Source organism: Rhodovulum kholense (assembly GCF_003053725.1).
GTDB classification, from domain to species: domain Bacteria; phylum Pseudomonadota; class Alphaproteobacteria; order Rhodobacterales; family Rhodobacteraceae; genus Rhodovulum; species Rhodovulum kholense.
In genome coordinates this window covers 36,078-56,601 of sequence record NZ_QAYC01000016.1, presented here as the reverse complement: position 1 = coordinate 56,601, position 20,524 = coordinate 36,078, and the positions used below count along the sequence as shown (strand labels likewise).

22 protein-coding genes are annotated in these 20,524 nt (G+C 67.6%); 15 read left to right on the top strand and 7 right to left on the bottom strand.

All coding sequences use genetic code 11. The features are described from left to right. Nucleotides 1–51 precede the first annotated feature (51 nt). Entirely contained in the window at nucleotides 52–417 is a 366-nt protein-coding gene (locus tag C8N38_RS17255; RefSeq protein WP_108028385.1) for a hypothetical protein, read from the bottom strand. A 124-nt stretch (nucleotides 418–541) separates the two neighbouring features. On the opposite strand from C8N38_RS17255, the gene dapA reads away from it, so the two are divergent. The 6 genes from dapA (at nucleotide 542) to C8N38_RS17225 (ending at nucleotide 6,288) form a co-directional block, all read left to right on the top strand. Continuing rightward, on the top strand, nucleotides 542–1,423 hold the full coding sequence (dapA, locus tag C8N38_RS17250) for a 4-hydroxy-tetrahydrodipicolinate synthase (protein ID WP_108028384.1): 882 nt from the start codon (nucleotides 542–544) through the stop codon (nucleotides 1,421–1,423). Nucleotides 1,424–1,484: 61 nt separating this feature from the next. Next, nucleotides 1,485–2,459, top strand: a complete 975-nt coding sequence (locus tag C8N38_RS17245) for a TRAP transporter substrate-binding protein (protein WP_108028383.1) — start codon at nucleotides 1,485–1,487, stop codon at nucleotides 2,457–2,459. Nucleotides 2,460–2,541: 82 nt separating this feature from the next. Further along, on the top strand, nucleotides 2,542–3,057 hold the full coding sequence (locus C8N38_RS17240) for a TRAP transporter small permease (protein ID WP_108028382.1): 516 nt from the start codon (nucleotides 2,542–2,544) through the stop codon (nucleotides 3,055–3,057). Next, nucleotides 3,057–4,343: a TRAP transporter large permease gene (locus tag C8N38_RS17235; RefSeq protein ID WP_108028381.1), complete on the top strand. Its 1,287-nt coding sequence runs from the start codon at nucleotides 3,057–3,059 to the stop codon at nucleotides 4,341–4,343. Before C8N38_RS17240 ends, C8N38_RS17235 begins: the two co-directional genes overlap by 1 nt. An 11-nt stretch (nucleotides 4,344–4,354) precedes the next feature. Continuing rightward, a complete protein-coding gene (locus C8N38_RS17230; RefSeq protein WP_108028380.1) occupies nucleotides 4,355–4,771 on the top strand; it encodes a DUF3830 family protein in 417 nt (138 codons plus the stop codon). Continuing rightward, on the top strand, nucleotides 4,768–6,288 hold the full coding sequence (locus C8N38_RS17225; RefSeq protein ID WP_108028379.1) for an AMP-binding protein: 1,521 nt from the start codon (nucleotides 4,768–4,770) through the stop codon (nucleotides 6,286–6,288). Before C8N38_RS17230 ends, C8N38_RS17225 begins: the two co-directional genes overlap by 4 nt. Before the next feature lie 7 nt (nucleotides 6,289–6,295). Here C8N38_RS17225 and C8N38_RS17220 read toward each other — a convergent pair whose 3' ends face one another. Together C8N38_RS17220 and C8N38_RS17215 are read right to left on the bottom strand one after the other, a co-directional pair. Beyond that, nucleotides 6,296–7,222: a LysR family transcriptional regulator gene (locus tag C8N38_RS17220; RefSeq protein WP_108028378.1), complete on the bottom strand. Its 927-nt coding sequence runs from the start codon at nucleotides 7,220–7,222 to the stop codon at nucleotides 6,296–6,298. 32 nt (nucleotides 7,223–7,254) lie between these two features. After that, on the bottom strand, nucleotides 7,255–8,379 hold the full coding sequence (locus tag C8N38_RS17215; RefSeq protein ID WP_108028377.1) for a zinc-binding dehydrogenase: 1,125 nt from the start codon (nucleotides 8,377–8,379) through the stop codon (nucleotides 7,255–7,257). A gap of 190 nt (nucleotides 8,380–8,569) precedes the next feature. Here C8N38_RS17215 and C8N38_RS17210 point away from each other — a divergent pair, with 190 nt between their 5' ends. The 9 genes from C8N38_RS17210 to C8N38_RS17170 are packed head-to-tail and all read left to right on the top strand — an operon-like array spanning nucleotide 8,570 to nucleotide 16,964. Further along, on the top strand, nucleotides 8,570–9,535 hold the full coding sequence (locus C8N38_RS17210; RefSeq protein WP_108028376.1) for a cyclase family protein: 966 nt from the start codon (nucleotides 8,570–8,572) through the stop codon (nucleotides 9,533–9,535). Nucleotides 9,536–9,563: 28 nt separating this feature from the next. Beyond that, nucleotides 9,564–10,850: an ABC transporter substrate-binding protein gene (locus C8N38_RS17205; protein WP_108028375.1), complete on the top strand. Its 1,287-nt coding sequence runs from the start codon at nucleotides 9,564–9,566 to the stop codon at nucleotides 10,848–10,850. A gap of 59 nt (nucleotides 10,851–10,909) precedes the next feature. Then, nucleotides 10,910–11,815, top strand: a complete 906-nt coding sequence (locus C8N38_RS17200; protein WP_108028374.1) for a branched-chain amino acid ABC transporter permease — start codon at nucleotides 10,910–10,912, stop codon at nucleotides 11,813–11,815. Nucleotides 11,816–11,827: 12 nt separating this feature from the next. After that, nucleotides 11,828–12,829, top strand: coding sequence for a branched-chain amino acid ABC transporter permease (locus tag C8N38_RS17195; protein WP_245895783.1), 1,002 nt, complete (start codon nucleotides 11,828–11,830; stop codon nucleotides 12,827–12,829). Continuing rightward, nucleotides 12,826–13,575: an ABC transporter ATP-binding protein gene (locus C8N38_RS17190; RefSeq protein WP_108028373.1), complete on the top strand. Its 750-nt coding sequence runs from the start codon at nucleotides 12,826–12,828 to the stop codon at nucleotides 13,573–13,575. The genes C8N38_RS17195 and C8N38_RS17190 overlap by 4 nt, the downstream gene beginning before the upstream one ends. Beyond that, nucleotides 13,575–14,249 carry an ABC transporter ATP-binding protein gene (locus C8N38_RS17185; protein ID WP_108028372.1) on the top strand — a complete coding sequence of 225 codons (675 nt, stop codon included), beginning with the start codon at nucleotides 13,575–13,577 and terminating at the stop codon, nucleotides 14,247–14,249. Before C8N38_RS17190 ends, C8N38_RS17185 begins: the two co-directional genes overlap by 1 nt. Before the next feature lie 13 nt (nucleotides 14,250–14,262). Then, nucleotides 14,263–15,717 (top strand): aldehyde dehydrogenase family protein, encoded by a 1,455-nt coding sequence (locus C8N38_RS17180; RefSeq protein ID WP_108028371.1) that lies wholly within the window; start codon nucleotides 14,263–14,265, stop codon nucleotides 15,715–15,717. 27 nt (nucleotides 15,718–15,744) lie between these two features. Continuing rightward, the gene (locus C8N38_RS17175) at nucleotides 15,745–16,494 is read left to right on the top strand and encodes an SDR family oxidoreductase (protein ID WP_108028370.1); all 750 of its coding nucleotides are present in this window, start codon (nucleotides 15,745–15,747) and stop codon (nucleotides 16,492–16,494) included. 14 nt (nucleotides 16,495–16,508) lie between these two features. Continuing rightward, entirely contained in the window at nucleotides 16,509–16,964 is a 456-nt protein-coding gene (locus C8N38_RS17170; protein ID WP_108028369.1) for an acyl-CoA thioesterase, read from the top strand. A 21-nt stretch (nucleotides 16,965–16,985) separates the two neighbouring features. Here C8N38_RS17170 and C8N38_RS17165 read toward each other — a convergent pair whose 3' ends face one another. The 4 genes from C8N38_RS17165 to C8N38_RS17150 all read right to left on the bottom strand — a co-directional run bounded on the left by C8N38_RS17165 (nucleotide 16,986) and on the right by C8N38_RS17150 (nucleotide 20,516). Continuing rightward, nucleotides 16,986–17,246, bottom strand: coding sequence for a YjhX family toxin (locus tag C8N38_RS17165; RefSeq protein ID WP_108028368.1), 261 nt, complete (start codon nucleotides 17,244–17,246; stop codon nucleotides 16,986–16,988). A gap of 187 nt (nucleotides 17,247–17,433) precedes the next feature. Further along, a complete protein-coding gene (locus C8N38_RS17160) occupies nucleotides 17,434–17,937 on the bottom strand; it encodes an RNA pyrophosphohydrolase (protein ID WP_108028367.1) in 504 nt (167 codons plus the stop codon). Nucleotides 17,938–17,981: 44 nt separating this feature from the next. Further along, on the bottom strand, nucleotides 17,982–19,331 hold the full coding sequence (locus tag C8N38_RS17155) for a S41 family peptidase (protein WP_108028366.1): 1,350 nt from the start codon (nucleotides 19,329–19,331) through the stop codon (nucleotides 17,982–17,984). 15 nt (nucleotides 19,332–19,346) lie between these two features. Then, entirely contained in the window at nucleotides 19,347–20,516 is a 1,170-nt protein-coding gene (locus C8N38_RS17150) for a murein hydrolase activator EnvC family protein (RefSeq protein ID WP_425440054.1), read from the bottom strand. Nucleotides 20,517–20,524 lie beyond the last annotated feature (8 nt).

The window sequence follows — 20,524 nt, the reverse complement described above, 5'->3', positions numbered from 1 at the left end:
CGGATATTCTTTTAAATTTGATCACAAGCATTTCCGGTTCCTGCGCCCCGGTCAAGCCGAGGCGATGCCCGCGTGGAAGGCATCTTCCGGTTTGCGGTCGAAGAAGTAGACGATCACCTCTTTCGGTTGCGCGCCATAGGCCGCGCAAAGACCGTCAGTCAGGGCGCGGGCCGCCGCCGCCTTGGCGTCCTGGGGCCTCGGGAAGGCATGCACTTTCACAAAGATGCGGAATACTTCAGCGTTTTCGCCATATTTTCCGGCATGTGCGTAGGAATTTTCGGGGACCGAAAAATAATAGACGGTCACGATTTCCGGCTTGATTCCGAAGGCCGTGCAGAGACCATCGGTCATGGAGGATGTCGCAAGTACCCGTGTTTGCTCACTGGCGCCACGGTCGAAGACTTCGATGAAAGGCATGGGGGATCTCCTGTCGGACCCGGGCGAGGCGGCCCCATGGCCGGACCCGGTTATTGACCGGATACATGATCAGATAAAATCTGAAAACAACGCTTTGAGATCGATAATGCGAACAGGAATCGGAATGAGTTTCAGAGGAAGCTACACAGTCTGCGTCACCGCCTTCGACGAGGCCGGCGCGGTCGATCTTGCCGCCATGCGCGCCTATACCGACTGGCAGATCGCCGAAGGGTCGCACGGGCTGGTGCCGCTGGGCTCGACCGGCGAATTCCTGTCGCTGACCCGCGAGGAACGGGGCCAGGTCGCCGAAGCCGTGATCGGCCAGGCCGCGGGCCGGGTGCCGGTTCTGATCGGCACCGCCGCCGAATGGACCGACGAGGCGACCCGCCTGTCGCAGGACGCCGAAGCCTTGGGCGCGGATGGGGTGATGCTGGTCCCGCCCTACTATTCGTCGCCGACCGAGGACGAGCTGTTCACCCATTTCCGCCGCGTGGCCGAGGCGATCTCGATCCCGGTGATGCTGTACAACAACCCCTTCACCGCCAATGTCGACCTGACCGCGCCTCTGGTCGCGCGGCTGTCCGAGATCGACAACATCGTGGCGATCAAGGACACCTCGAAGAACGTGCACCGGGTGACCGAACTGATCGAGCAATGCGGCGACCGGCTGACGGTGTTCGCGGGCTATTACCCGTGGGAAAGTTACCGCTGCGGGGCCGAGGGCTACAGTTCGGTCATGGCCAACATCTCGCCGCGCCTGTCGGCCCAGATGTTCACCGAGACGCGGGACGGCGATGCCGCGAAGGGTCGCGAGATCTACGTGAAATGCCTGCCGCTGATCAACGCGCTGGCGGGCGATCTGTACGTGTCGGCCACCAAGGCCGCGATGCGGATGATCGGCCGCCCGATGGGCGACCCGCGCCCGCCCCGGCTGCCGCTGCCCCAGGCCCGGCAGCACGAGTTGCGCCGCATTCTCGACGATCTCGGGCTGCTGGCGACAGCCTGAACGACCCCGGTCCGGTCGCGGACCTTCGCCCCAACAGAGAGACAACCAAAGGAAACGCCTGATGAAACTGACGAACCTTGCCCTTTGCCTCGCGCTTTGCGCCTCGGTCGCGCTGCCCGCCTTCGCGCAGGACATCACCCTGAAGGCCAGCCATAACGCCAATGCCGAAGAGCCCTATGGCGTCGGCATGCGCAAGATGGCCGAGATCCTCGAAGACAAGACCGGCGGCAAAGCCACCATCCAGGTCTTCGACAATGCCCAGCTCGGCGACGAGATGGAAAGCATCCAGGGCACCCAGATGGGCACCGTCGGCATCGCCGTGACCTCAAACGAGACGCTGGCGAACTTCGTGCCCGACCTGACCGTGTTCAGCCTGCCCTTCCTGTTCAAGGATGCCGAGCAGATGGACCGCGCCCTGAGCGACCCGGCGGTGATCGCCAAGGCGCAGGAGATCCTGGGCGAGAAGGGCTTTCACCTGATCACCTTCTTCTCGGCCGGGACCCGTCACATCATGACCAAGACGCCGATCGAGACCATGGACGACCTGGCGGGCCTGAAGATCCGCACCATGCAGAACCCGGCCCATGTGGACACCTTCAAGGCCTTCGGCGCCAACCCGACGCCGCTGGCCTATACCGAGCTTTACGGCGCACTCGAGACCGGCGTGGTCGACGGGGCCGAGGCCGCCAACACCAATTACTACGCCAAGAAATTCTACGAGGTGTCGCCGGACTGGGCGATGATCGGCTGGCTCGAACTTGTGGCGCCGGTGATCATGGGAGAGGCCGCCTATCAGGCGCTGCCCACCGACGTGCAGACCGCGCTGGACGAGGCTGGCAAGGAGGCGGGCCAGTTCCAGCGCCAGACCTATCGCGAAAGCGACATCGCACGCATCAAGGATCTCGAGGCGGCGGGCGTGACCATCACCCATCCCGACGACGCCACCTTCCGCGCCGCCGCCGCACCGATCCAGGCCCAGTATGTCACGACGGACGCGCAGAAAGAGCTGTTCGAGCTTCTGCAGGCGGTCGAATAACCCGGCACGTCCTGGCCTCCCGGCTGCGGACACGCCGCGGCCGGGACTTTCGTATTTCCATGACCGCCAACGGAGGCCCGCCATGCTGACGCTGATCGAAAAAGTCCTGCTTCTCTTGCGCCGGCTGGTTTCGGGCGTGGTGATCGTGCTGTTTTCCGTAATGATGGCCGCCGTGCTGGTGCAGGTCGCCGGGCGCTACGTGTTCAACTATTCGATCGCCCAGGCCTCCGAGATCGCGACCTTCTGCCAGATCTGGCTGGTGCTGCTGGGGGCGGGCGTCGCCATGGCGCGCGGCCAGCATGTGGCCATCGACATGGTGCCCGCGCAGTTCTCGCTGCCCTGGGCGCGGGCCGCTCTGATCTTCATCGCTCTGGTCTCTGCCGCCTTCCTTGCGGTTCTCGCCTGGGGCAGCCAACCGCTCCTGCGGATGGGCGCATTCCAGACCTCGCCGTCGCTGCAGATGCCGATGGCCTGGATGTATCTCTGCCTGCCGGTGGGCGCGGCCTATATCGCGCTGGAACTGCTTCTGTCGGTGATCCTGCGCTGGAACGATCCGTTCCCGCCGCCCAGTCTCGACCATGAAGAGGAGGCGATCTGATGCTGGTGATTGCCGTTGCCTTCGTCTTCCTGCTGCTGGCCGGTGTGCCGGTGGTCTTCGTGCTGGGCGCCTCGGCGGTGATCGCTCTGGTCACCACGACCGACGTCCCTGTCGCCATCGTCAGCCAGAGGGTCTTTGCCGGGCTGAACACCTTCACGCTGATGTCGATCCCGTTCTTCGTCTTCGCGGGCGTGATCATGGATGCGGGCGGCATCTCGCGCCGGATCGTCGAATTCGCCTCGGCCGTCATCGGCTGGGTGGTCGGCAGCCTGCTGCAGGTTTCGTGCCTGGCTGCCGCCGGGCTGGCCGCGATCTCGGGCTCGGGCTCGGCCGACACGGCGGCGATTTCGGCGATCATGCAGCCGCAGCTGCGCCGCCGCGGCTATGACGTCGATTTCGGCGCCGCGATCATCGCCTCGGCCGGGTCCATCGCCCAGGTCATCCCGCCCAGCCTGACCATGGTGATCCTCGCCGTGGTGTCGAATGTCTCGATCGGGGCGCTGTTCCTGTCGGGTGTGGTGCCGGGGCTGATGTGCATCGCGATCCTGATGGTCATCGCCTATTTCCATGCCCGGACGGGCGGCCCCGCCTATCGCGAGACAGAACCCTTCACATTCGCCCGGCTGCTCCGCACCGGCTGGGCCGCGCTGCCTGCAGCAGGCATGCCGGTGCTGATCCTCGGCGGCATTCTCGGCGGGGTCTTCACCCCGACCGAGGCGGCGGCCGTCTCGGGCTTCTACGGGCTCTTGATCGGCGCCTTCCTCTACCGCGATCTCGACCTCAAACGCCTGCCCGACCTGATCCTGAGGACCGTGTCGCTGTCGGCCGCCGTGATGCTGATCATCGGCACCGCCAGCGTCTTTTCCTGGCTGATCGCCAACGCGAACGTGCCCCAGCTTCTCGGCAACTGGATCGCCAGCGTGTCCTCCTCGACGCTGATGTTCCTCCTGATCGCGAACCTGCTGTTCCTCTTCGTCGGCATGTTCCTCGAGACCATCGCCGCGATCCTGATCATCGTGCCGGTGCTGTCGCCCATCGCCGCCCAGATGGGGGTGGACCCGATCCACTTCTCGCTGCTGATCATCCTCAACTGCGCCATTGGCACGGTGACGCCGCCCTATGGCGTCTCGCTCTTCGTGGCCTCCAGCGTGGCCGGGCGGCCGGTGCTGTCGGTGGCGAAGAAACTCGCGCTGCCGCTGGCCGGGCTGTTCGCCGTGCTGGTCGCGGTGACGCTGGTCCCCGATCTTCCGCTTTTCCTGCCGCGCCTTGCCGGCCTCATCGACTGAAGGACTGTCCCATGAAGAAACTCAAGGTCACCATCGCCGGGATCGAATTCGACGCCCGTTTCGAGGATGCCGCGCCGAAAACCGTCGCGGCCTTCCGCGCGAAATTGCCCTTCAAGGGCCAGGTCGTGCATGTCCGCTGGTCGGGCGAGGGTGTCTGGATCCCGCTGGGCGAGACCGATTTCGGCCTCGGCTACGAGAACCACACCAGCTACCCGGCGCCGGGCCAGATCATCCTCTATCCCGGCGGGATCAGCGAGACCGAGATCCTGCTGGCCTATGGCGGCGTGCATTTCGCCTCGAAGCTCGGCCAGCTTGCGGGCAACCATTTCATCACCCTGACCTCGAATACCGACAAACTGGCGGACCTCGGGCCCAAGGTGTTGTATGAGGGCGCCCAGGACATCCTGTTCGAAGAGATCGACGCGTGACAAACCCCCAGCCCATCACCTTCGGCGCACGCCTGCGCCAGCTCGCGCGCCTGCGCGGCGCGGCCGAGGCTGTCCGGTTTCTGGCCGCCGACGGGCAGGAAGAGGCGATTGGCTGGGACGCGCTTGACGCGGCCGTCGACCGCATCGCCCATGTGCTGGCGGCACGCGGGGTCGTTCAAGGCGATGTGGTCGGCATCGGGCTGGGCAATACGCCCACCCATCTGGCCACATCGCTGGCGGTCTGGCGGCTGGGGGCGACGACACTGGTCGCCGACCCGCATCTGGCCCCCGAGCTTGCCGCCGCGCTGAAGGCCCGGATCGGCGCCCGGATCTGGATCGCCGAGACCCCGGGCACCGGCGATCTGGACCGCGCCACGCTGGAACGGCTGGCCGCCTTCGCCCCTGCCGCGCGACTCGCCGATGCGGTCTCGCGCCCGGGCAAGATCGTGCTTTCGGGCGGCTCGACCGGGCTGCCCAAGATGATGGCCGACGACCGGCCCTATACCCGGGTGCCCGGCGCCAGCTGGGGCAAGATCGCTCCCGCGCTGGGCTTCCGCGCCGATCAGGTGCAGCTGGTCGCGGGGGCGCTTTCGCATAACGCGCCGCAGACCTGGGCGCAGAACGGGCTTTTCGAGGGCAACCGACTGATCCTGATGGAAAAGTTCGACGCCGACCGGGCGCTTCTGGCGATCGACCGCTTTCAAATCGGCTTCGCGATGGTGGTGCCGACGATGATGGTGCGGATGCTCGACCGGCTCGACGCGACCGGCGCGGCGCTCGACAGCCTGCATGCCTTCTATCACACCGGCGCCCCCTGCCCGGCCTGGCTCAAGGCCGCCTGGATCGAGCGGCTGGGACCTGACCGCGTCTTCGAGATGTATGGCTCGGGCGAGAATACCGGCCAGACCGTCATCACCGGCGCCGAATGGCTGAACCGCAAGGGGTCGGTCGGGCGCGGTTTCGAGACCGAGATCCGGATCTACGGGCTGGACGGCGCGCGGCTGGGTCCGCGCGAACGCGGCGAGATCTTCATGCGGCCAGAGGACCTTTCCGGCCGCAGCCGCTATCTGGGCCCCGACGCGCCCCAGCCCCGCCGCGACGAGGACGGCTTCCAGAGCATCGGCGACATGGGCTGGCTTGACGACGAGGGCTATCTTTATCTCGCGGGCCGGTCGGATGACGTGATCAATACCGGCGGGGTCAAGGTCCATCCCGAGGTGGTCGAGGCCGAATTGCTGCGCCATCCGCAAGTGGCCGACGCGGTGGTGGTGGGCGTCTCGGACCGCGATTGGGGCCAGCGCGTGGTGGCCTGCATCGTGCCCGCCGCCGGCACGACCCCCGATCCGGCCGAGCTGCACGATTTCTGCGCCGCGCATCTGGCGCCCGCAGAGGTACCGAAGCGCTTCGAGCTGCGCCTGACCCTGCCCCGCGACGGCTTCGGCAAGATCCGCCGCAAGGCGCTCCGCGCCGCTCTGGAACCGCGCGACCTGAGCACGGCCCCCAAGCCGGACGCCTGACCGGACCTCAGATCGTCCGCCCCTCCCAGATGCCGCGCCGCACCAGCTCGCGCGAGACATCCAGCGTCAGTTGCTCCACCGCGCGACAGGCCCGGGTCATCGCCCGGGCCGGGTTGGTCACCAGATAGACCGGCCGCGTCATGCGCGGCTCGACGATGGGCGCACGCAGCAATTCGCCCCGGGCCACGAAATCCTGCGCCGCAGCGGGCGCGAGGATGGTATAGCCCGACCCCCGCGCCACCAGCTCCTTGATCTGGGTCATCGCATCCATCTCGACCACCACGTTCAGCGTCACCCGGTTGGCCGCGCAGTACTTCTCGATCAGATGGCGCAGCCCGTTCGAGGTCAGCACCATGTCGAGCCGCTCCAGCGCCCTCAGCGGCACCGGCGTGCCCGCCGGCGTGTCGAGCGGCCAGGCATCGGGCGAGGAGTGGAAGTACAGATCCTCCTGCAGCACATGGGTGCGGCGGAAATGCTCGACCCCCTCGAGGTCATAGAGAAAGCCGATATCCACCGTGCCGTCCTGCACCCAGGTCTTGATATAGCCGCTCATGGCCTCGACCGTCCTCAGCCGCACCTCGGGCATGTCGTGGCGCACGGTTTCGGCCAGCGGCACCGACATCACCATCGAGACCGAGGGCGGCATCCCGAAACTGACCCGGCCGCGCAGGACGCCGTTCAGCTCGTGCATGTCGGCGACGCAGCGGTCGACGCTGTCGCAGATGTGCCGCGCATGCTCGGCCAGCACCCGCCCCTCTTCGGTCAGGATCGTGCCGCGGGGCGAGCGTTCGACCAGCTGCACGCCCAGCTCGTCCTCCATCCGCCGGATATGCTGCGACAGCGAGGGCTGGGCCACGCCGACGGCCTGCGACGCCGCCGAGATCGACCGCGCCTCGGAGATCGCCAGGAAATAGCGCAGTTGCCGGATGTCCAAGGCTCTCGCTCCTTGCGCGGCGGCGGCGCCGGTCAGTCGAACTCGATCACCTGCCGGATCGCTTTGCCCCGGTCGAGCTGGTCCATCGCCAGGTTGATCTGGTCGAGCTTCAGCCGGTGGGTCAGCATCTTCTCGACCGGCAGCCGCCCCAAGGCATGCAGCGCGAACATCCTCGGCAGGTCGCGCTGCGGTACGCAGGACCCGATATAGCTGCCCTTCAGCGACCGTTCCTCGGCCACCAGCTTCAGCGCGTTCAGCGACATCCGCGCATCGGGATGGGGCAGGCCCGCAGTGACGGTGGTGCCGCCCCGGCACGTGACGTCATAGGCAGTTTCCAGCGCCCGGACCGATCCGGCCAGTTCCAGCGCCACGTCGACACCGCCCCCCGTCAGATCGCGCACGGCCGCAACCGTATCGTCATCGGCCGCAACCGCATGGGTCGCGCCCATCGCCAGCGCCGCCTCGCGCTTGGCCGGGAACGGGTCGATAGCGACGATCTCGCCTGCGCCCGCCGCCGCCGCGCCAAGGATCGCAGACAGCCCGACCCCGCCCAGGCCCACCACCGCGACCTTGCTGCCGGGCATGACGCGGGCGGTGTTGAAGACCGCCCCCGCACCGGTCAGCATCGCGCAGGAAAACAGCGCCGAGATGTGCGGCGGGATATCGGCCTCGACCTTCACCAGCGAGGGCCGCGCCAGCACCGCATGGGTGGCGAAGGCCGAAACGCCCACATGGTGATGTACCGGCCGCCCGTCCATCGACAGCCGCCGATGCCCGGTCATCAGCTCGCCCACCCCGTGATGCCTGGCCGCGCGGGTGCAAAGCGCCGGGCGCCCCTCGGCGCAGGGGGTACAGCTGCCGCAGCCGGGCGCGAAGATGCAGACGACATGATCGCCGGGCGCCAGATCGGTGACACCGTCGCCCACCGCCTCGACATGGCCCGACGCCTCGTGGCCCAGCACCATCGGCACCGGGCGCGGCCGGGTGCCGTTGATCACCGACAGGTCCGAATGGCAGACCCCGGCCGCCGCGACCCGGATCAGCACCTCGCCAGGACCGGGCGCGTCCAGATCGAGCTGGCGCACCGCAAGCGCCTCTGCCGCCTCGAAATCCTTCTCTATCCCGCCGCGCTCCAGCACGGCAGCCGTGATCTTCATGGAAAGCTCCTCCCTGGTCCGCCGGTTGATCCGGCCGTCTCCCATGCCGAGCCTATCTCCCCGGCCCGACACGCAAAGCGATATTAACTGGGCCATAGGCAAAAGCTATAACGGAAAGCGCGGCAAGCTATTGGTCAGCGCGATGACCCTCTCCTAGGCTCGGCGCAGTTTCACTCTTGGGGAGGAAGAGATGAACTGCCAGGCGACACTTCGTGCCGCGTCCTTCTGCGCTGCGCTGGCGGCGGGAAGCGCCGCCCTTGCCGACGACACCACGCCCGACTGGGCCGTCCCGCCCTGGGGCCCCGAGGACGAACTGGGCGCGGCCAACCTGATGACGCCCGAACGGGTGCGCGAGGCTGCGGGGCTGGTGACCGAGGGAAAGGTCTACAGCCTCGGGATGATCGTCGGGTCCGACACCCCCGCCTTTCCGCCGCGCAGCCTGTCGGTGACGGTGCTGCAACCCAACCAGACGGAAACCCATGGGCTGGGCGAGAACCGATTCACCTATAACGACGACATCTTCATGGGCTGGCTCGGGATCGGCCCGCAGATCGACGGGCTTGGTCATGCCGGGATCGACCACACCTATTACGGCGGCCGCACCGTGCCCGATTTCGCCAAGGCCTCGGGCCTGACCGAACTGGGGCTGGAAAAGCTGCCGGGGCTGGTCGGGCGCGGCGTGATGCTGGACATGGCCGCGCATTTCGGCACCGACATGGTCGCGGAAGGCACCGCCTATACCGCCGACGACGTGAAGGCGGCGGCCGTGGCGCAGGGCGTCGAGATCCGCGAGGGCGATGTCGTGCTTTTCAATTCGAACTGGATGAACCTGCTGGACGGTGCCTCGCCCGACCCGGACCGCTTCGGCGCGGCCGAGCCCGGGCTGGGCGTCAGCGGCGCCGAATACCTGGCCGGGCTCGGGGTGATGGCGGTCGGCGCCGATACCTGGGGCATGGAGGTGGTGCCCGCCGAGGAAGACGGCATGGCGTTCCGCGCCCACCAGATCCTGCAGCCCCGGCACGGCATCTACATCCTTGAAAACATGGACACCCGGGCGCTGGCCCGGGACGGGGTGCACGAGTTTCTGTTCGTGATGGGACAGGCCCGGATCAAGGGCGCGGTACAGATGATCATCAACCCCATCGCGATCCGCTAAAGCACCGGAAAACAGGGAGGAAAACCGGATGAAGACCTGGCTGCTGACGGCGCTTTGCGCCGCGATGCCGCTGACCGCCGCGGCCGCCGACAAACCGGCGTCGCTGAAGGTCGGCATGACAACATTCCTGACCGGGCCCGCCTCGGTCTTCGGCGTGCCCGCGAAGAACGCGGCCGAGATCCTTGTCGAGACGATCAACGCCCAGGGCGGGATCGGCGGCGTGCCGGTCGAGGTCAGCTTCATCGACGAGGGCGCGGGCGCCGAGACGCTGACCTCGGAATATCGCCGCCTCGCGGAATCGGGCGGCGCCGACGTGATGTTTGCCGCGATTTCCTCGGGCAACTGCCAGACCCTGGCGCCGCTGGCCGAGGACCTGAAGGTCATCAACTTCATGTGGGATTGCGGCACCCAGAAGATCTTCGAGGAACACAGCTACAAATACGTTTTCCGCACCCAGGCCAACGCCACGCCGGAAATGCTGGCCGCGGCGATCTACCTGCTGAAGACCCATCCCGATTTCAAGACCATCGCCGTCGTCAATCAGGACTATGCTTGGGGCCGCGACAGCTGGGACATCTTCCACACCGCGCTGATGGCGATGAAGCCCGACGTCAAGGTGGTGGGCGAGTTCTTCCCGAAATTCGGCTCGCCCGACTTCTCGACCGAGATTTCGCGGCTGCAGGCGCTTCGGCCCGATGTGATCCTGTCGACCAACTGGGGCGGCGATCTCGACACCTTCGTGCAGCAGGCCGCCCAGCGCGGGCTGATGAACAGCTCGACCTTCGTGTTGCCGCTGGCCGAATCCTCGCTGGAACGGCTGGGGTCAAGCCTGCCCTCGGGCCATATCGTAGGGGCGCGCGGCGATCACTATTTCCGGCATCCCGAACGCCGCGACGATGATGCCTTCAAGGACTTCATGGCGCGCTATGAGGAAAAGACCGGCGAGATTTCGGTCTATCCGGTGTTCCACACCGCGCAGGCCTTCGCCGCACTGCAGGCGGTCTACGAGAAGGCGATCGAAGCCAATGGCGGCGACTGGCCCGACGAGGATCAGGTGCTGGCCGCCATGGCCGGGCTCGAATTCCAGGGGCTCGGCCGTCCCGTGAAGATCCGCGAGGATCATCAGGGGATCGAGGCACAGCTGATGGCGACCAGCGTACAGACCGGGGATCACCCCTTCGCGACGCTGGAAAACATCATGATCTTCGACGGCGCCGATATCACCGCGCCGGTGGGAGAGGTCTCGGTCGACTGGATCGGCGGGCTCGATGCGAGCTTCCTCGATCAGGTCAACGTCGCCACCTACGCCGACTGAGCCCGGACGGCCGGACGGGCGCCCCCGTCCGGCCGGCATTTGCCCAACCGGAACCCGACATGACGCCGACGCTTTTCCTTCTCGCGCTCTTCGACGGCATCGCCTATGCCGCGCTCGTCTTCATCGTGGCGCTGGGGCTGACCCTGATCTTCGGGGTGATGCGCATCCTGAACATCGCCCATGGCTCGCTTTACGCGATCGGCGCCTATGCCACCGTGTCGCTGTCGGGCTGGGCGCTGGCCTTGGGGCTGGCGCCGATCCTCGCCTTTCCGCTGATGCTGGTCTCGGCCGTTCTGGTCGGGCTGCTTTTGGGCGGGCCGATCGAATGGCTCTTGCTGCGCCGGATCTACGACAAGCCCGAGGTTCTGCAGCTGCTCGTCACCTTCGCGGTCTTCATGATCCTCGAGGACGTCCAGCGGCTGGTCTGGGGCACGCGGCCCTATTTCGAGGCGACAGCGCTGCAGGTTCTGGGCAATGTCACCGTGCTGGGCGTGACCTATACCGTCTATCAGCTGATCCTGCTGCCCGCGGTTGCCGCCGCGCTGTTGCTGGGAATGCGGTTTTTCCTGCGCCATACCATCATCGGCAAGCTGATCCTCGCCACCACCGAGGACCGCGAGGCGGCGCAGTCGATCGGGATCGACGCCGACAAGGTCTTCCTGTTCACCTTCATCGTCGGCGCGGCGCTGGCCGGGCTGGGCGGCGCGCTGGCCTCGCCCACCACCTCGATCCTGCCGGGGATGGGCGCCGACATGATCGTGCTGTCCTTCGCCGTGGTCGCGACCGCCGGGCTTGGCCAGATCGAGGGCGCGGCGCTGACCGCGCTGATGATCGGGCTCGGGCGGTCCTTCGCCGTCTATGTCTGGCCCGAGGCGGCGACGCTCGTGCCCTACGCGATCATGGTCGCGGTGCTGTCGGTGCGGCCGCAGGGCCTTTTCGGCAGCCCGTCCGCCCGCAAGATCTGAGGAGTTCCAGCAATGACTCATGCGACAGAGCTGGGCCAGGCCCGCCCGACCGGCCCCGGAAGGGGGCTGTCGATGGCCGGAACCGTGCTGCCGCTGGCGGGACTCGGGCTCTTGGCGCTGGTGCCGCTTGGGGCGCCGGGGCTGCAGCTTCTGGTCAATCTGGCGCTCGCCAAGGGGCTGGCCGTGGCCGGGGTCAGCGTATTGCTGCGCGCGGGCCAGGTGTCATTCGGCCATGCGCTTTACTTCGCCGTCGCCGCCTATGCCGGGGCCTTCCTGATGACCGCCCTGCCCGGCGCCGATCTGGCCCTGGTGCTGCTGGCGGGGCTTCTGGGCGCGATCGTGGCCGGGGTTTGCGTCGGGCTCTTCGTGGTGCGCTATCGCGGCATCTTCTTCGGCATGCTGAACCTCGCCTTCTCGATGATCTTCTGGTCTTTCCTCGAGAAGTTCTACCACATCACCGGGGGCGCCGACGGCATCCGCCTCCCGCGCCCGACCGTGCTGGGCATGACGCTCGACCGCGCAAGCTTCGAGCTGGTGCTGTTCTATCTCACGCTCGTTCTGGTGCTGAGCCTGGGCTGGGCCACGATCCGCTGGCTGGCCTCACCCGCGGGCCAGATATTCCAGACCCTCAAGACCAACGAGACCCGGCTGGAATATCTGGGCGTCTCGCCGCGCCGGGCGCTGTTATGGGGGTATCTCGTGTCAGCCGCGCTTTGCGGGATTGGCGGCGCGTTGATGGGGGTGACGCAGGGCGTCGTCACGCCCGAATACGCCTGGTGGATCCGCTCGGGCGAGATGGTCTTCATCGCCGTTCTGGGCGGGGCCGGGTCGGTGCGCGGCGCCTTTGTCGGCGCGCTGATCTACGAACTGGTCCGCACCTATGCCTCGGCCTATGCGGGCGATGTCTGGCAGATGCTGCTGGGCGCCTTCCTTCTGGTCATCATCCTCTTCGCGCCGCGCGGCGTGATCGGCATGATCGAGACGCTTGCCCATCGCGGGGAGGGCCGCAAATGACCGCGCCGCTGCTCGAAACCCGCAACCTCGTGATCCGCTTCGGCGGCGTGATCGCGGCCAATGACGTCTCGCTGAGCATCACGGCGGGGCGCAACCTCGCCATCATCGGGCCGAACGGCGCGGGCAAGACCACCTTCCTGAACATCTGCACCGGCTGGATCAAGCCCAGCGCCGGGCAGGTCCTGTTCGAGGGCGAGGACGTAACACCCCTGCCCCCGCGCCGGATCGTGCAGAAGGGCGTGGCCCGCGCCTTCCAGATCCCGCAGCTGTTCACCGAACATACCGCGCTGGAAAACTTGCTGATCGCGGTCGCCGCCCGCGACCGGCTGCGCAACCCGTTCATGAACCTGCACCGCATCCCCGAGAGGGACGAGATGATGCACCTGCTCGAGATGGTGAAATGCGCCGATGCCGCGCATCGCCCGGTGGTCGAGCTGCCCGAGGGCCAGCGCAAGCTGGTCGACATCGCCGTCGCGCTGGCACTGCGGCCCCGGCTTCTGCTGATGGACGAGCCGACCTCGGGCGTCGCCTCTTCGGAAAAGCACCGGATCATGGAGATCCTGGTCGAGGCCCTGGCCGAACGGAAAGTGACCTCGGTCTTCGTCGAACACGACATGGGCATCGTCGAGCGCCATGCCGAAGAGGTCGCGGTCTGGAACGCGGGCAATGTGCAGCTGCGCGGCACCCCTCGCGAGATCCTCGACCATCCCGACGTCATCCGCGATGTCATCGGGGAGGCCGTCTGATGCTGGAATTTCGCGATGTCGATGCCGCCATTGGCAAGATCCCGATCCTGCGCGGGCTGAATTTCAGGATCGGCGAGGCCGAGACCGTAGCGCTGATCGGGCGCAACGGGGCTGGCAAGACCACGCTTCTGCGGTCGGTCATGGGCTTTACCGACGTGACCGGCGAGATCCTGCTCGACGGCCATCCGCTGGGGCCGATGCATCCCGCGCGCCGCCCGGGGCTCGGCATCGGCTACGCACCCGAGGATCGGCGGCTGTTCTCGGCCTTCACGGTCGGGGAAAACCTTCTGCTGCCCGCCCAGAACGCCCGGCTCGACCGGGCCGAGACGCAGCGCAGGCTTGATCGCGTCCATTCGATCCTGCCCGAGTTGAAAGAGTTGGAGGACCGGCCCGCGGGCAATGTCTCGGGCGGTCAGGGCAAGATGGTGGCGCTGGGCCGGGCGCTGATGCTGGGCACCCGGCTGGTGATGCTGGACGAACCCTTCCAGGGCCTCGCCCCGGCGCTGGCCCTGCGCTACGCCGACGCGCTGCGCGCGTTGCGCGATGCCGACCGGACGGTGACGCTGCTGATCACCGAATCGAACCCCGCGCTGCTGCGCGGCTTTGCCGACCGCACGCTGGTGATCGAACGCGGCGAGGTCGCCGCGCCGGACCCCCATGCCATCCCCGCCTGACCGAGAGGCCGCCATGAACCAGACCGACCTGCCCCTGCCCGAGCCCGCCAACCTGATCGGCAATGTCTGGCAGCCCGCCGCCTCGGGCGCCACGATGGAGGTGATCTCGCCCATCGACGGCCAGCCCTTCGCCCGGATCGCCGATAGCGGCCCCGACGATGTCGACGCCGCTGTCGCCGCCGCCCGCGCCGCCTTCGAAGGCGGCGACTGGTCCCGCCTGAGCGCGGCCGAACGCGGGCGCCTTCTGCTGCGCCTCGCCCGCCGGATCGAGGACGAGGCCGAGGCGCTGGCCCGGCTCGAAAGCCGCGACAATGGAAAACCGATCCGGCAGGCCCGCGCCGACATGGCGGTGACCGCGCGCTATTTCGAATATTACGGCGGCGCGGCCGACAAGCTGCATGGCGAGATCATCCCCTTTCTCAAGGGCCACAATGTCGAACTGCATCGCGAACCGCATGGCGTGACCGGCCATATCATCCCCTGGAACTATCCCGCGCAGATGTTCGGCCGGTCCGTGGCGCCCGCGCTTGCGACGGGCAATGCCGCCGTGCTGAAACCCGCCGAAGAGGCCTGCCTGACCGCGCTCCGGATCGGGGCGCTGGCGGTCGAGGCGGGGTTTCCGACGGGCGCGCTGAACATCGTCACGGGGCGCGGCGAAACCGCAGGCGCGGCCCTGTCGCGCCACCCGGGCATCGACTTCATATCGTTCACCGGCTCGCCCGAGGTGGGCGTGCTGATCCAGACCGAGGCCGCGCGCAACTTCATCGGCTGCACGCTGGAACTGGGCGGCAAGTCCCCGCAGATCGTGTTCGACGATGCCGATCTCGAGGCCGCGCTGCCGGTCCTTGTGAATGCTGTGATCCAGAATGGCGGCCAGACCTGTTCCGCGGGCAGCCGCGTGCTGGTGCAGCGGGGCGTGTTCGACACGGTCGTGGCCGGACTGAAGGCCCGGTTCGAGGCGATCGAGGCATCCGACTCGGGCGAGGACTCGGTGCTGGGCCCGCTGATCTCGGCCCGGCAGAAAGCCCGCGTCGAGGCCTATATCGCCAATGCCGGGGCACCGCTGATCGCCCGGGGCCGCATCGCGCCCGGAACGCCCGAACACGGCTTTTACGTCGCGCCCGCGGTCTTCGGCCCCTGCGACCCGGGCTCGCGGATCGCGCAGGAAGAGGTGTTCGGCCCGGTCCTTTGCGTGATCCCCTTCGAGGACGAGGCAGAGGCCATCGCCATCGCGAACGGCACCGATTACGGGCTTGTCGCCTCCGTCTGGACCCGCGACGGCGCGCGCCAGCAGCGGGTGGCCAAGGCGATGCGCTGCGGCCAGGTCTTCGTCAACGGCTATGGCGCGGGCGGCGGGGTGGAACTCCCCTTCGGCGGGCGGCGCAAATCCGGGCATGGCCGCGAGAAGGGCTTTGCCGCGCTGCATGATTTCACCACCCTCAAGACCATCGTGACGCACCATGGCTGAGGCCAATCTAGGAACGGAGAGATCTGAATGAGACTGGACGGCAAGGCGACACTGGTGACGGGGGCGGCCTCGGGCTTCGGGCGGGGCATCGCCGAGACCTATATCCGCGAGGGCGCCCGTGTGGCGGTGGTCGACATCGACCGCGACCGCGCCAAGGCGGTGGCCAGCGAGCTGGGCGAGAACGCCCTGGCCATCGGCTGCGATGTCTCGAAGGGCGACGAGGTCGCGGCCGCTGTCGCCACCACGCAGGAGGCCTTCGGGCGGCTCGACATCGTCGTCAACAACGCGGGCTGGACCAACCGCAACCAGCCGCTGATGGAGACCGACGAGGCCACTTTCCGCAAGATCTACGACATCAACGTGCTGTCGATCTTTCACATGACCAAGGTCTGCGTGCCGATCTGGCGCGCGCAGGGCGGAGGGGTGATGCTGAATGTCGGCTCGACTGCGGGCATCCGGCCCCGGCCCGGGCTGACCTGGTACAATTCCTCGAAAGGCGCGGTGAACCTGATGACCCGCTCGCTGGCGGTCGAGCTGGCGCCAGACCGCGTCCGGGTCAACGGCATCGCCCCGGTGATGGGCGTGACCGGCCTTCTGGAACAGTTCATGGGCGTGCCGGACACCCCCGAAAACCGCGAACGCTTCATCGCAACGATCCCGCTGGGGCGGTTGTCCCAACCGCGTGACGTCGCCAATGCAGCGCTTTATCTCGGATCGGACGAGGCCGATTTCATCACCGGGGTGATCCTCGAGGTCGATGGCGGCCGCACGATCTGAAAGGACCGCGCCCCATGGCCGACCGACTGCCCCCCGCCCGCCGCGCCGATTTCGCGGCCTTCCGCAGCCTGACGACGCGCTGGGAAGACAACGACATCTACGGCCACATGAACAACGTCGTGCATTACGCGCTGTTCGACACAGCAGTGAACGGCTGGCTGATCGAGGCGGGCGTGCTTGATATCCGGGGCGGCGCCCAGATCGGGCTCGTGGTCGAAACCGGCTGCCGCTACCATGCCGAAATGGCCTTTCCCGACTTGGTGACGGCGGGGATCCGGGTCGCGCATCTGGGCCGCAGCTCGGTTCGCTACGAAATCGCGCTGTTTCGCAATGACGAGGATACCGCCGCGGCCGAGGGCGTCTTCGTGCATGTCTATGTCGATGCCGCCACGAGGCGCCCCAGCCCGCTGGCGGCGCCTTTGCGCGCGGCGCTTGAAACCCTGGTGCGGCCCGGGCCGACGGGGCACTGACCCCGGCGGCCCGGACCCGGTCTAGCGGTTGTCGGGCTGGGCCCGGACGCTCAGCCGCCCGCGATGCGAGATGCGATAGGGGCCGCCATTGCGCGACTCGATCAGGCGCCGGCGGCGCAGCCGGCCGAAAACGTCGAGGTCGCAATCCGACAGGACCAGCCCGTCGCGGGTAAAGCAGGTGATGGCCACGATCTTGCCGCCCGCCTCGGGGCGGTCATGGACGATGCGCCCACCCTGAGCTAGCACGTGCAGCACGCGCTGTTCGCGTTTCGAGATGTTCATGGAAGTTCCTGTGCAAGGCAAACGAAAGGCCCGCGAGGGCTCCTGGCCCTCCGGGTCGATCTCAAGCCCTCCGACGATCAGAGGGCGTCCTTACACAAGCTCCAGCATCAAGGCTCCGCTCGCCCACGGGACGCGGACGGTCGGGGCCAACTTGGGCGCGCGCCGCGCCCCGGTCAAGGGAAAGGGGTCAGATGGCCCCCGCCTGCGACGGAATGCGCGGCGCCAGCTCGCCCACCACCTGTTCGTACAGCGTCCGCTTGAACGGCACGATGTGATCGACAAGCGCGTCGGGGTCGAGCCAGGTCCAGGCCGAAAACTCGGGATGCTCGGTCTCGATGTTCACCTGATCGTCGCGGCCCAGATAGCGCAGCAGATACCAAAGCTGTTTCTGCCCGCGATACTTGCCCTTCCAGACCCGGCCCAGCAATTCGGGCGGCAGGTCGTAATCGACCCAGTCGGCGGTCCGGGCGAGGATCTCGACCAGATCGGCGGTCACCCCGGTCTCTTCCCAAAGTTCGCGCAACAGCGCCTCTTCGGGTTCTTCGCCCTTGTCGATCCCGCCCTGCGGCATCTGCCAGGCGGGCTCGGCCCAGTCCTTGCGCTGGCCGACAAAGACCTTGCCCGCGCCATTGACCAGCATCGCGCCGACGCCGCGGCGATAGGGAAGTTTCTCGATCTCTTCGGGACTCATGTCGTGCCTTTGGGGCCGGTGCGACCCGGCCCCCTCCTTTCGTGTCACTTGTGCTCGGGGTCGAGCGCCGACAGGCCCTTGAGGATGTCGACCGCATAGGCCAGCTGGTAATCCTCTTCGCGCAGCTTGGCGGCGGCTTCGGCCTTGGCCAGCTCTTCCTCGGCCTGCTTGCGCTCGTCCTCGGTCATGCTGTCATTGTCGAGCGCCCCGCGCAGATCGGCCTCGGACCGGGTCCGCGCTGCGGCGCTGGCAGGCTGATCCTCGGTTTCCTCCGTCACCGGCGGACGCGGCGGCTGTTCGACCACGATGTCGGGCGCGACGCCCAGCGCCTGGATCGAGCGGCCCGAGGGCGTGTAGTAGCGCGCCGTCGTCAGCCGCATCGCGCCCTCGCCCTTCAGCGGCATCACGGTCTGGACCGACCCCTTGCCGAAGCTGCGGGTGCCGACCACGATGGCGCGGCGATGGTCCTTCAGCGCGCCCGCCACGATTTCCGAGGCCGAGGCCGACCCGCCATTGATCAGCACCACCATCGGCAGACCGCCGGTCAGGTCGCCCTTGGTCGCGTTGTAGCGGTCGCTGTCCTGCGGGTTGCGGCCCCGGGTCGAGACGATCTCTCCGGCGTCGAGGAACGCATCCGACACCTTGATCGCCTGCGGCAGAAGCCCGCCGGGGTTGTTGCGCAGATCGAGCACCACGCCGGTCACGTTCTCGATGCCGCCCAGTTCCTCGACCGACTTGTTCCACTCTTCCTCGAGATTGGCATAGGTCTGGTCGTTGAAGGTGGTGACGCGCAGCACGACCGTGCTGCCCTCGACCCGCGAGCGCACCGCGGTCAGCTTGATCGTGTCGCGGGTGATGGTGACGTCGAAGGGCTCGTCGACGCCCTTGCGCACGACGGTGATGACGATCTCGCTTCCGACCGGGCCGCGCATCATCTCGACCGCGTCGTCAAGCGTCAGGCCCAGCACGCTTTCGCCGTTCACATGGGTGATGAAGTCGCCCGACTCGATGCCAGCCTCGTCGGCCGGGGTGCCGTCGATCGGCGAGACGACCTTGACGAACCCGTCTTCCTGGGTGACCTCGATCCCGAGCCCGCCGAATTCGCCGCGGGTCTGAACCTGCATGTCGTCGAAGTCCTTCGGCGGCAGATAGCTCGAATGCGGATCGAGCGAGGTCAGCATGCCGTTGATCGCGGCCTCGATCAGCTTGGTCGAGTCGACCTCCTCGACATATTGCGACCGGATCCGTTCGAAGACGTCCCCGAAGAGATCGAGCTGTTCGTAGACCGAGCTGTTCGACTTGGCCTCATCGGCCAGAAGCGGCCCGGCCACCTGGGTGGCGACGAGCGTTCCGGCGACCACACCGCCCAATGCGGCAACCACGAATTTCTTCATCGACGTCCTCAATCCTTACTGTCGCGCGAACCACGGCGCAGGGTCCACGGGGCTGCCGCCCTGTCTCAGTTCCATATAAAGCGTTTCCGGACGGTCATTGCCACCGCCTTCTGCCGCCGCGTCCAGAAACGCGGCCGTGTTGGGATCGGCACCGCCCATGAGACCGACCGGCGCGCCGGCGGCAAGCACCTGACCCTCGGCACCATAGACCTGCGCCATCCCGGCAAGCACCAGCAGATATCCCTCGGCGGGTTCCAGCACCATCACATTTCCGTAGTCGAGCAGCGGCCCGCGATAGCGGATCGTGGCCGCGACCGGGGTCGTCACCAGCGCCAGCGGCCGGGTCGCCAGCACCAGGCCCGGCCGGACGATCCCGGCCGCGTCGGGCTCTTCGAAGCCGCGCAGAAGCGTGCCCTCGACCGGCAGCGGCAGCTGGCCCTCCAGCGCCTCGAAGGCGGGCGGGGCGCTGTCTTGGGGGGCGGTGCCGCCGACCTGGGACAGCCCCGCGGCAAAGCTGTCAAGCGTCTCGCTGCTGTCGGCCAGATGGGCCAGACGCTCGGGGTCGGCCGAAAAGCGCTGCGGCAGGTCGCCGCGGTCGGCGATGGCCTGGCTCAGTTCGGTGCGCGCGGTCTGCACCCCCGAAAGCCCCGCCGCCAGATCGTCGGCCGCGCTTTCCTGCAGCGCCCGGATCAGCGCGATCTCGTCCAGCTGGCCGCGCAGCGACTCGGCCTCGGCCTGCAGCGCCGGGGTCACCTCGCCCAGCATCATGCCCGCCCGCGCGGCGCCAAGCGGCCCGGTCGGGTGCAGCAGAACCAGCGCCTCGGGATTGCGTTCGATGCTGGAGAGCACGCCCACAAGCTGGGCGATCTCCTCGCGCCGGGCATCAAGCACGGCGGCGATGGTCTGTTCCCGAACCGCGGCGCGCCGCAACCCCTCGCGAAGGGCGGCAAGGCCCTGTTCATAGGCGCGCACGGTTTCGGTAAGCGCGGCGACCCGGTCGCGGGCACCTCCCGCGGCCTGCAGCCGGTCGGCGGCGTCCCGCAGCGCCGCGGCCGCAGCCTCTGCGGTCTCGGCCGGATCGGCGGTCTGGGCCAGGGCCGGGGTCGGCCAGAGCGGGACTGACAGGGCCGCCAGCGCGGCCCCGGCGATCAGAAGGGCGAGAAACGGGCCGCCTGCCTGTCTCACGCCGCCTG

Coding starts and splice junctions, on each gene's coding strand:
- C8N38_RS17255 (WP_108028385.1), bottom strand. CDS start 417: ATGCCTTTCATCGAAGTCTTCGACCGTGGCGCCAGTGAGCAAACACGG.
- dapA (WP_108028384.1), top strand. CDS start 542: ATGAGTTTCAGAGGAAGCTACACAGTCTGCGTCACCGCCTTCGACGAG.
- C8N38_RS17245 (WP_108028383.1), top strand. CDS start 1,485: ATGAAACTGACGAACCTTGCCCTTTGCCTCGCGCTTTGCGCCTCGGTC.
- C8N38_RS17240 (WP_108028382.1), top strand. CDS start 2,542: ATGCTGACGCTGATCGAAAAAGTCCTGCTTCTCTTGCGCCGGCTGGTT.
- C8N38_RS17235 (WP_108028381.1), top strand. CDS start 3,057: ATGCTGGTGATTGCCGTTGCCTTCGTCTTCCTGCTGCTGGCCGGTGTG.
- C8N38_RS17230 (WP_108028380.1), top strand. CDS start 4,355: ATGAAGAAACTCAAGGTCACCATCGCCGGGATCGAATTCGACGCCCGT.
- C8N38_RS17215 (WP_108028377.1), bottom strand. CDS start 8,379: ATGAAGATCACGGCTGCCGTGCTGGAGCGCGGCGGGATAGAGAAGGAT.
- C8N38_RS17210 (WP_108028376.1), top strand. CDS start 8,570: ATGAACTGCCAGGCGACACTTCGTGCCGCGTCCTTCTGCGCTGCGCTG.
- C8N38_RS17205 (WP_108028375.1), top strand. CDS start 9,564: ATGAAGACCTGGCTGCTGACGGCGCTTTGCGCCGCGATGCCGCTGACC.
- C8N38_RS17200 (WP_108028374.1), top strand. CDS start 10,910: ATGACGCCGACGCTTTTCCTTCTCGCGCTCTTCGACGGCATCGCCTAT.
- C8N38_RS17195 (WP_245895783.1), top strand. CDS start 11,828: ATGACTCATGCGACAGAGCTGGGCCAGGCCCGCCCGACCGGCCCCGGA.
- C8N38_RS17190 (WP_108028373.1), top strand. CDS start 12,826: ATGACCGCGCCGCTGCTCGAAACCCGCAACCTCGTGATCCGCTTCGGC.
- C8N38_RS17185 (WP_108028372.1), top strand. CDS start 13,575: ATGCTGGAATTTCGCGATGTCGATGCCGCCATTGGCAAGATCCCGATC.
- C8N38_RS17180 (WP_108028371.1), top strand. CDS start 14,263: ATGAACCAGACCGACCTGCCCCTGCCCGAGCCCGCCAACCTGATCGGC.
- C8N38_RS17175 (WP_108028370.1), top strand. CDS start 15,745: ATGAGACTGGACGGCAAGGCGACACTGGTGACGGGGGCGGCCTCGGGC.
- C8N38_RS17170 (WP_108028369.1), top strand. CDS start 16,509: ATGGCCGACCGACTGCCCCCCGCCCGCCGCGCCGATTTCGCGGCCTTC.
- C8N38_RS17165 (WP_108028368.1), bottom strand. CDS start 17,246: ATGAACATCTCGAAACGCGAACAGCGCGTGCTGCACGTGCTAGCTCAG.
- C8N38_RS17160 (WP_108028367.1), bottom strand. CDS start 17,937: ATGAGTCCCGAAGAGATCGAGAAACTTCCCTATCGCCGCGGCGTCGGC.
- C8N38_RS17155 (WP_108028366.1), bottom strand. CDS start 19,331: ATGAAGAAATTCGTGGTTGCCGCATTGGGCGGTGTGGTCGCCGGAACG.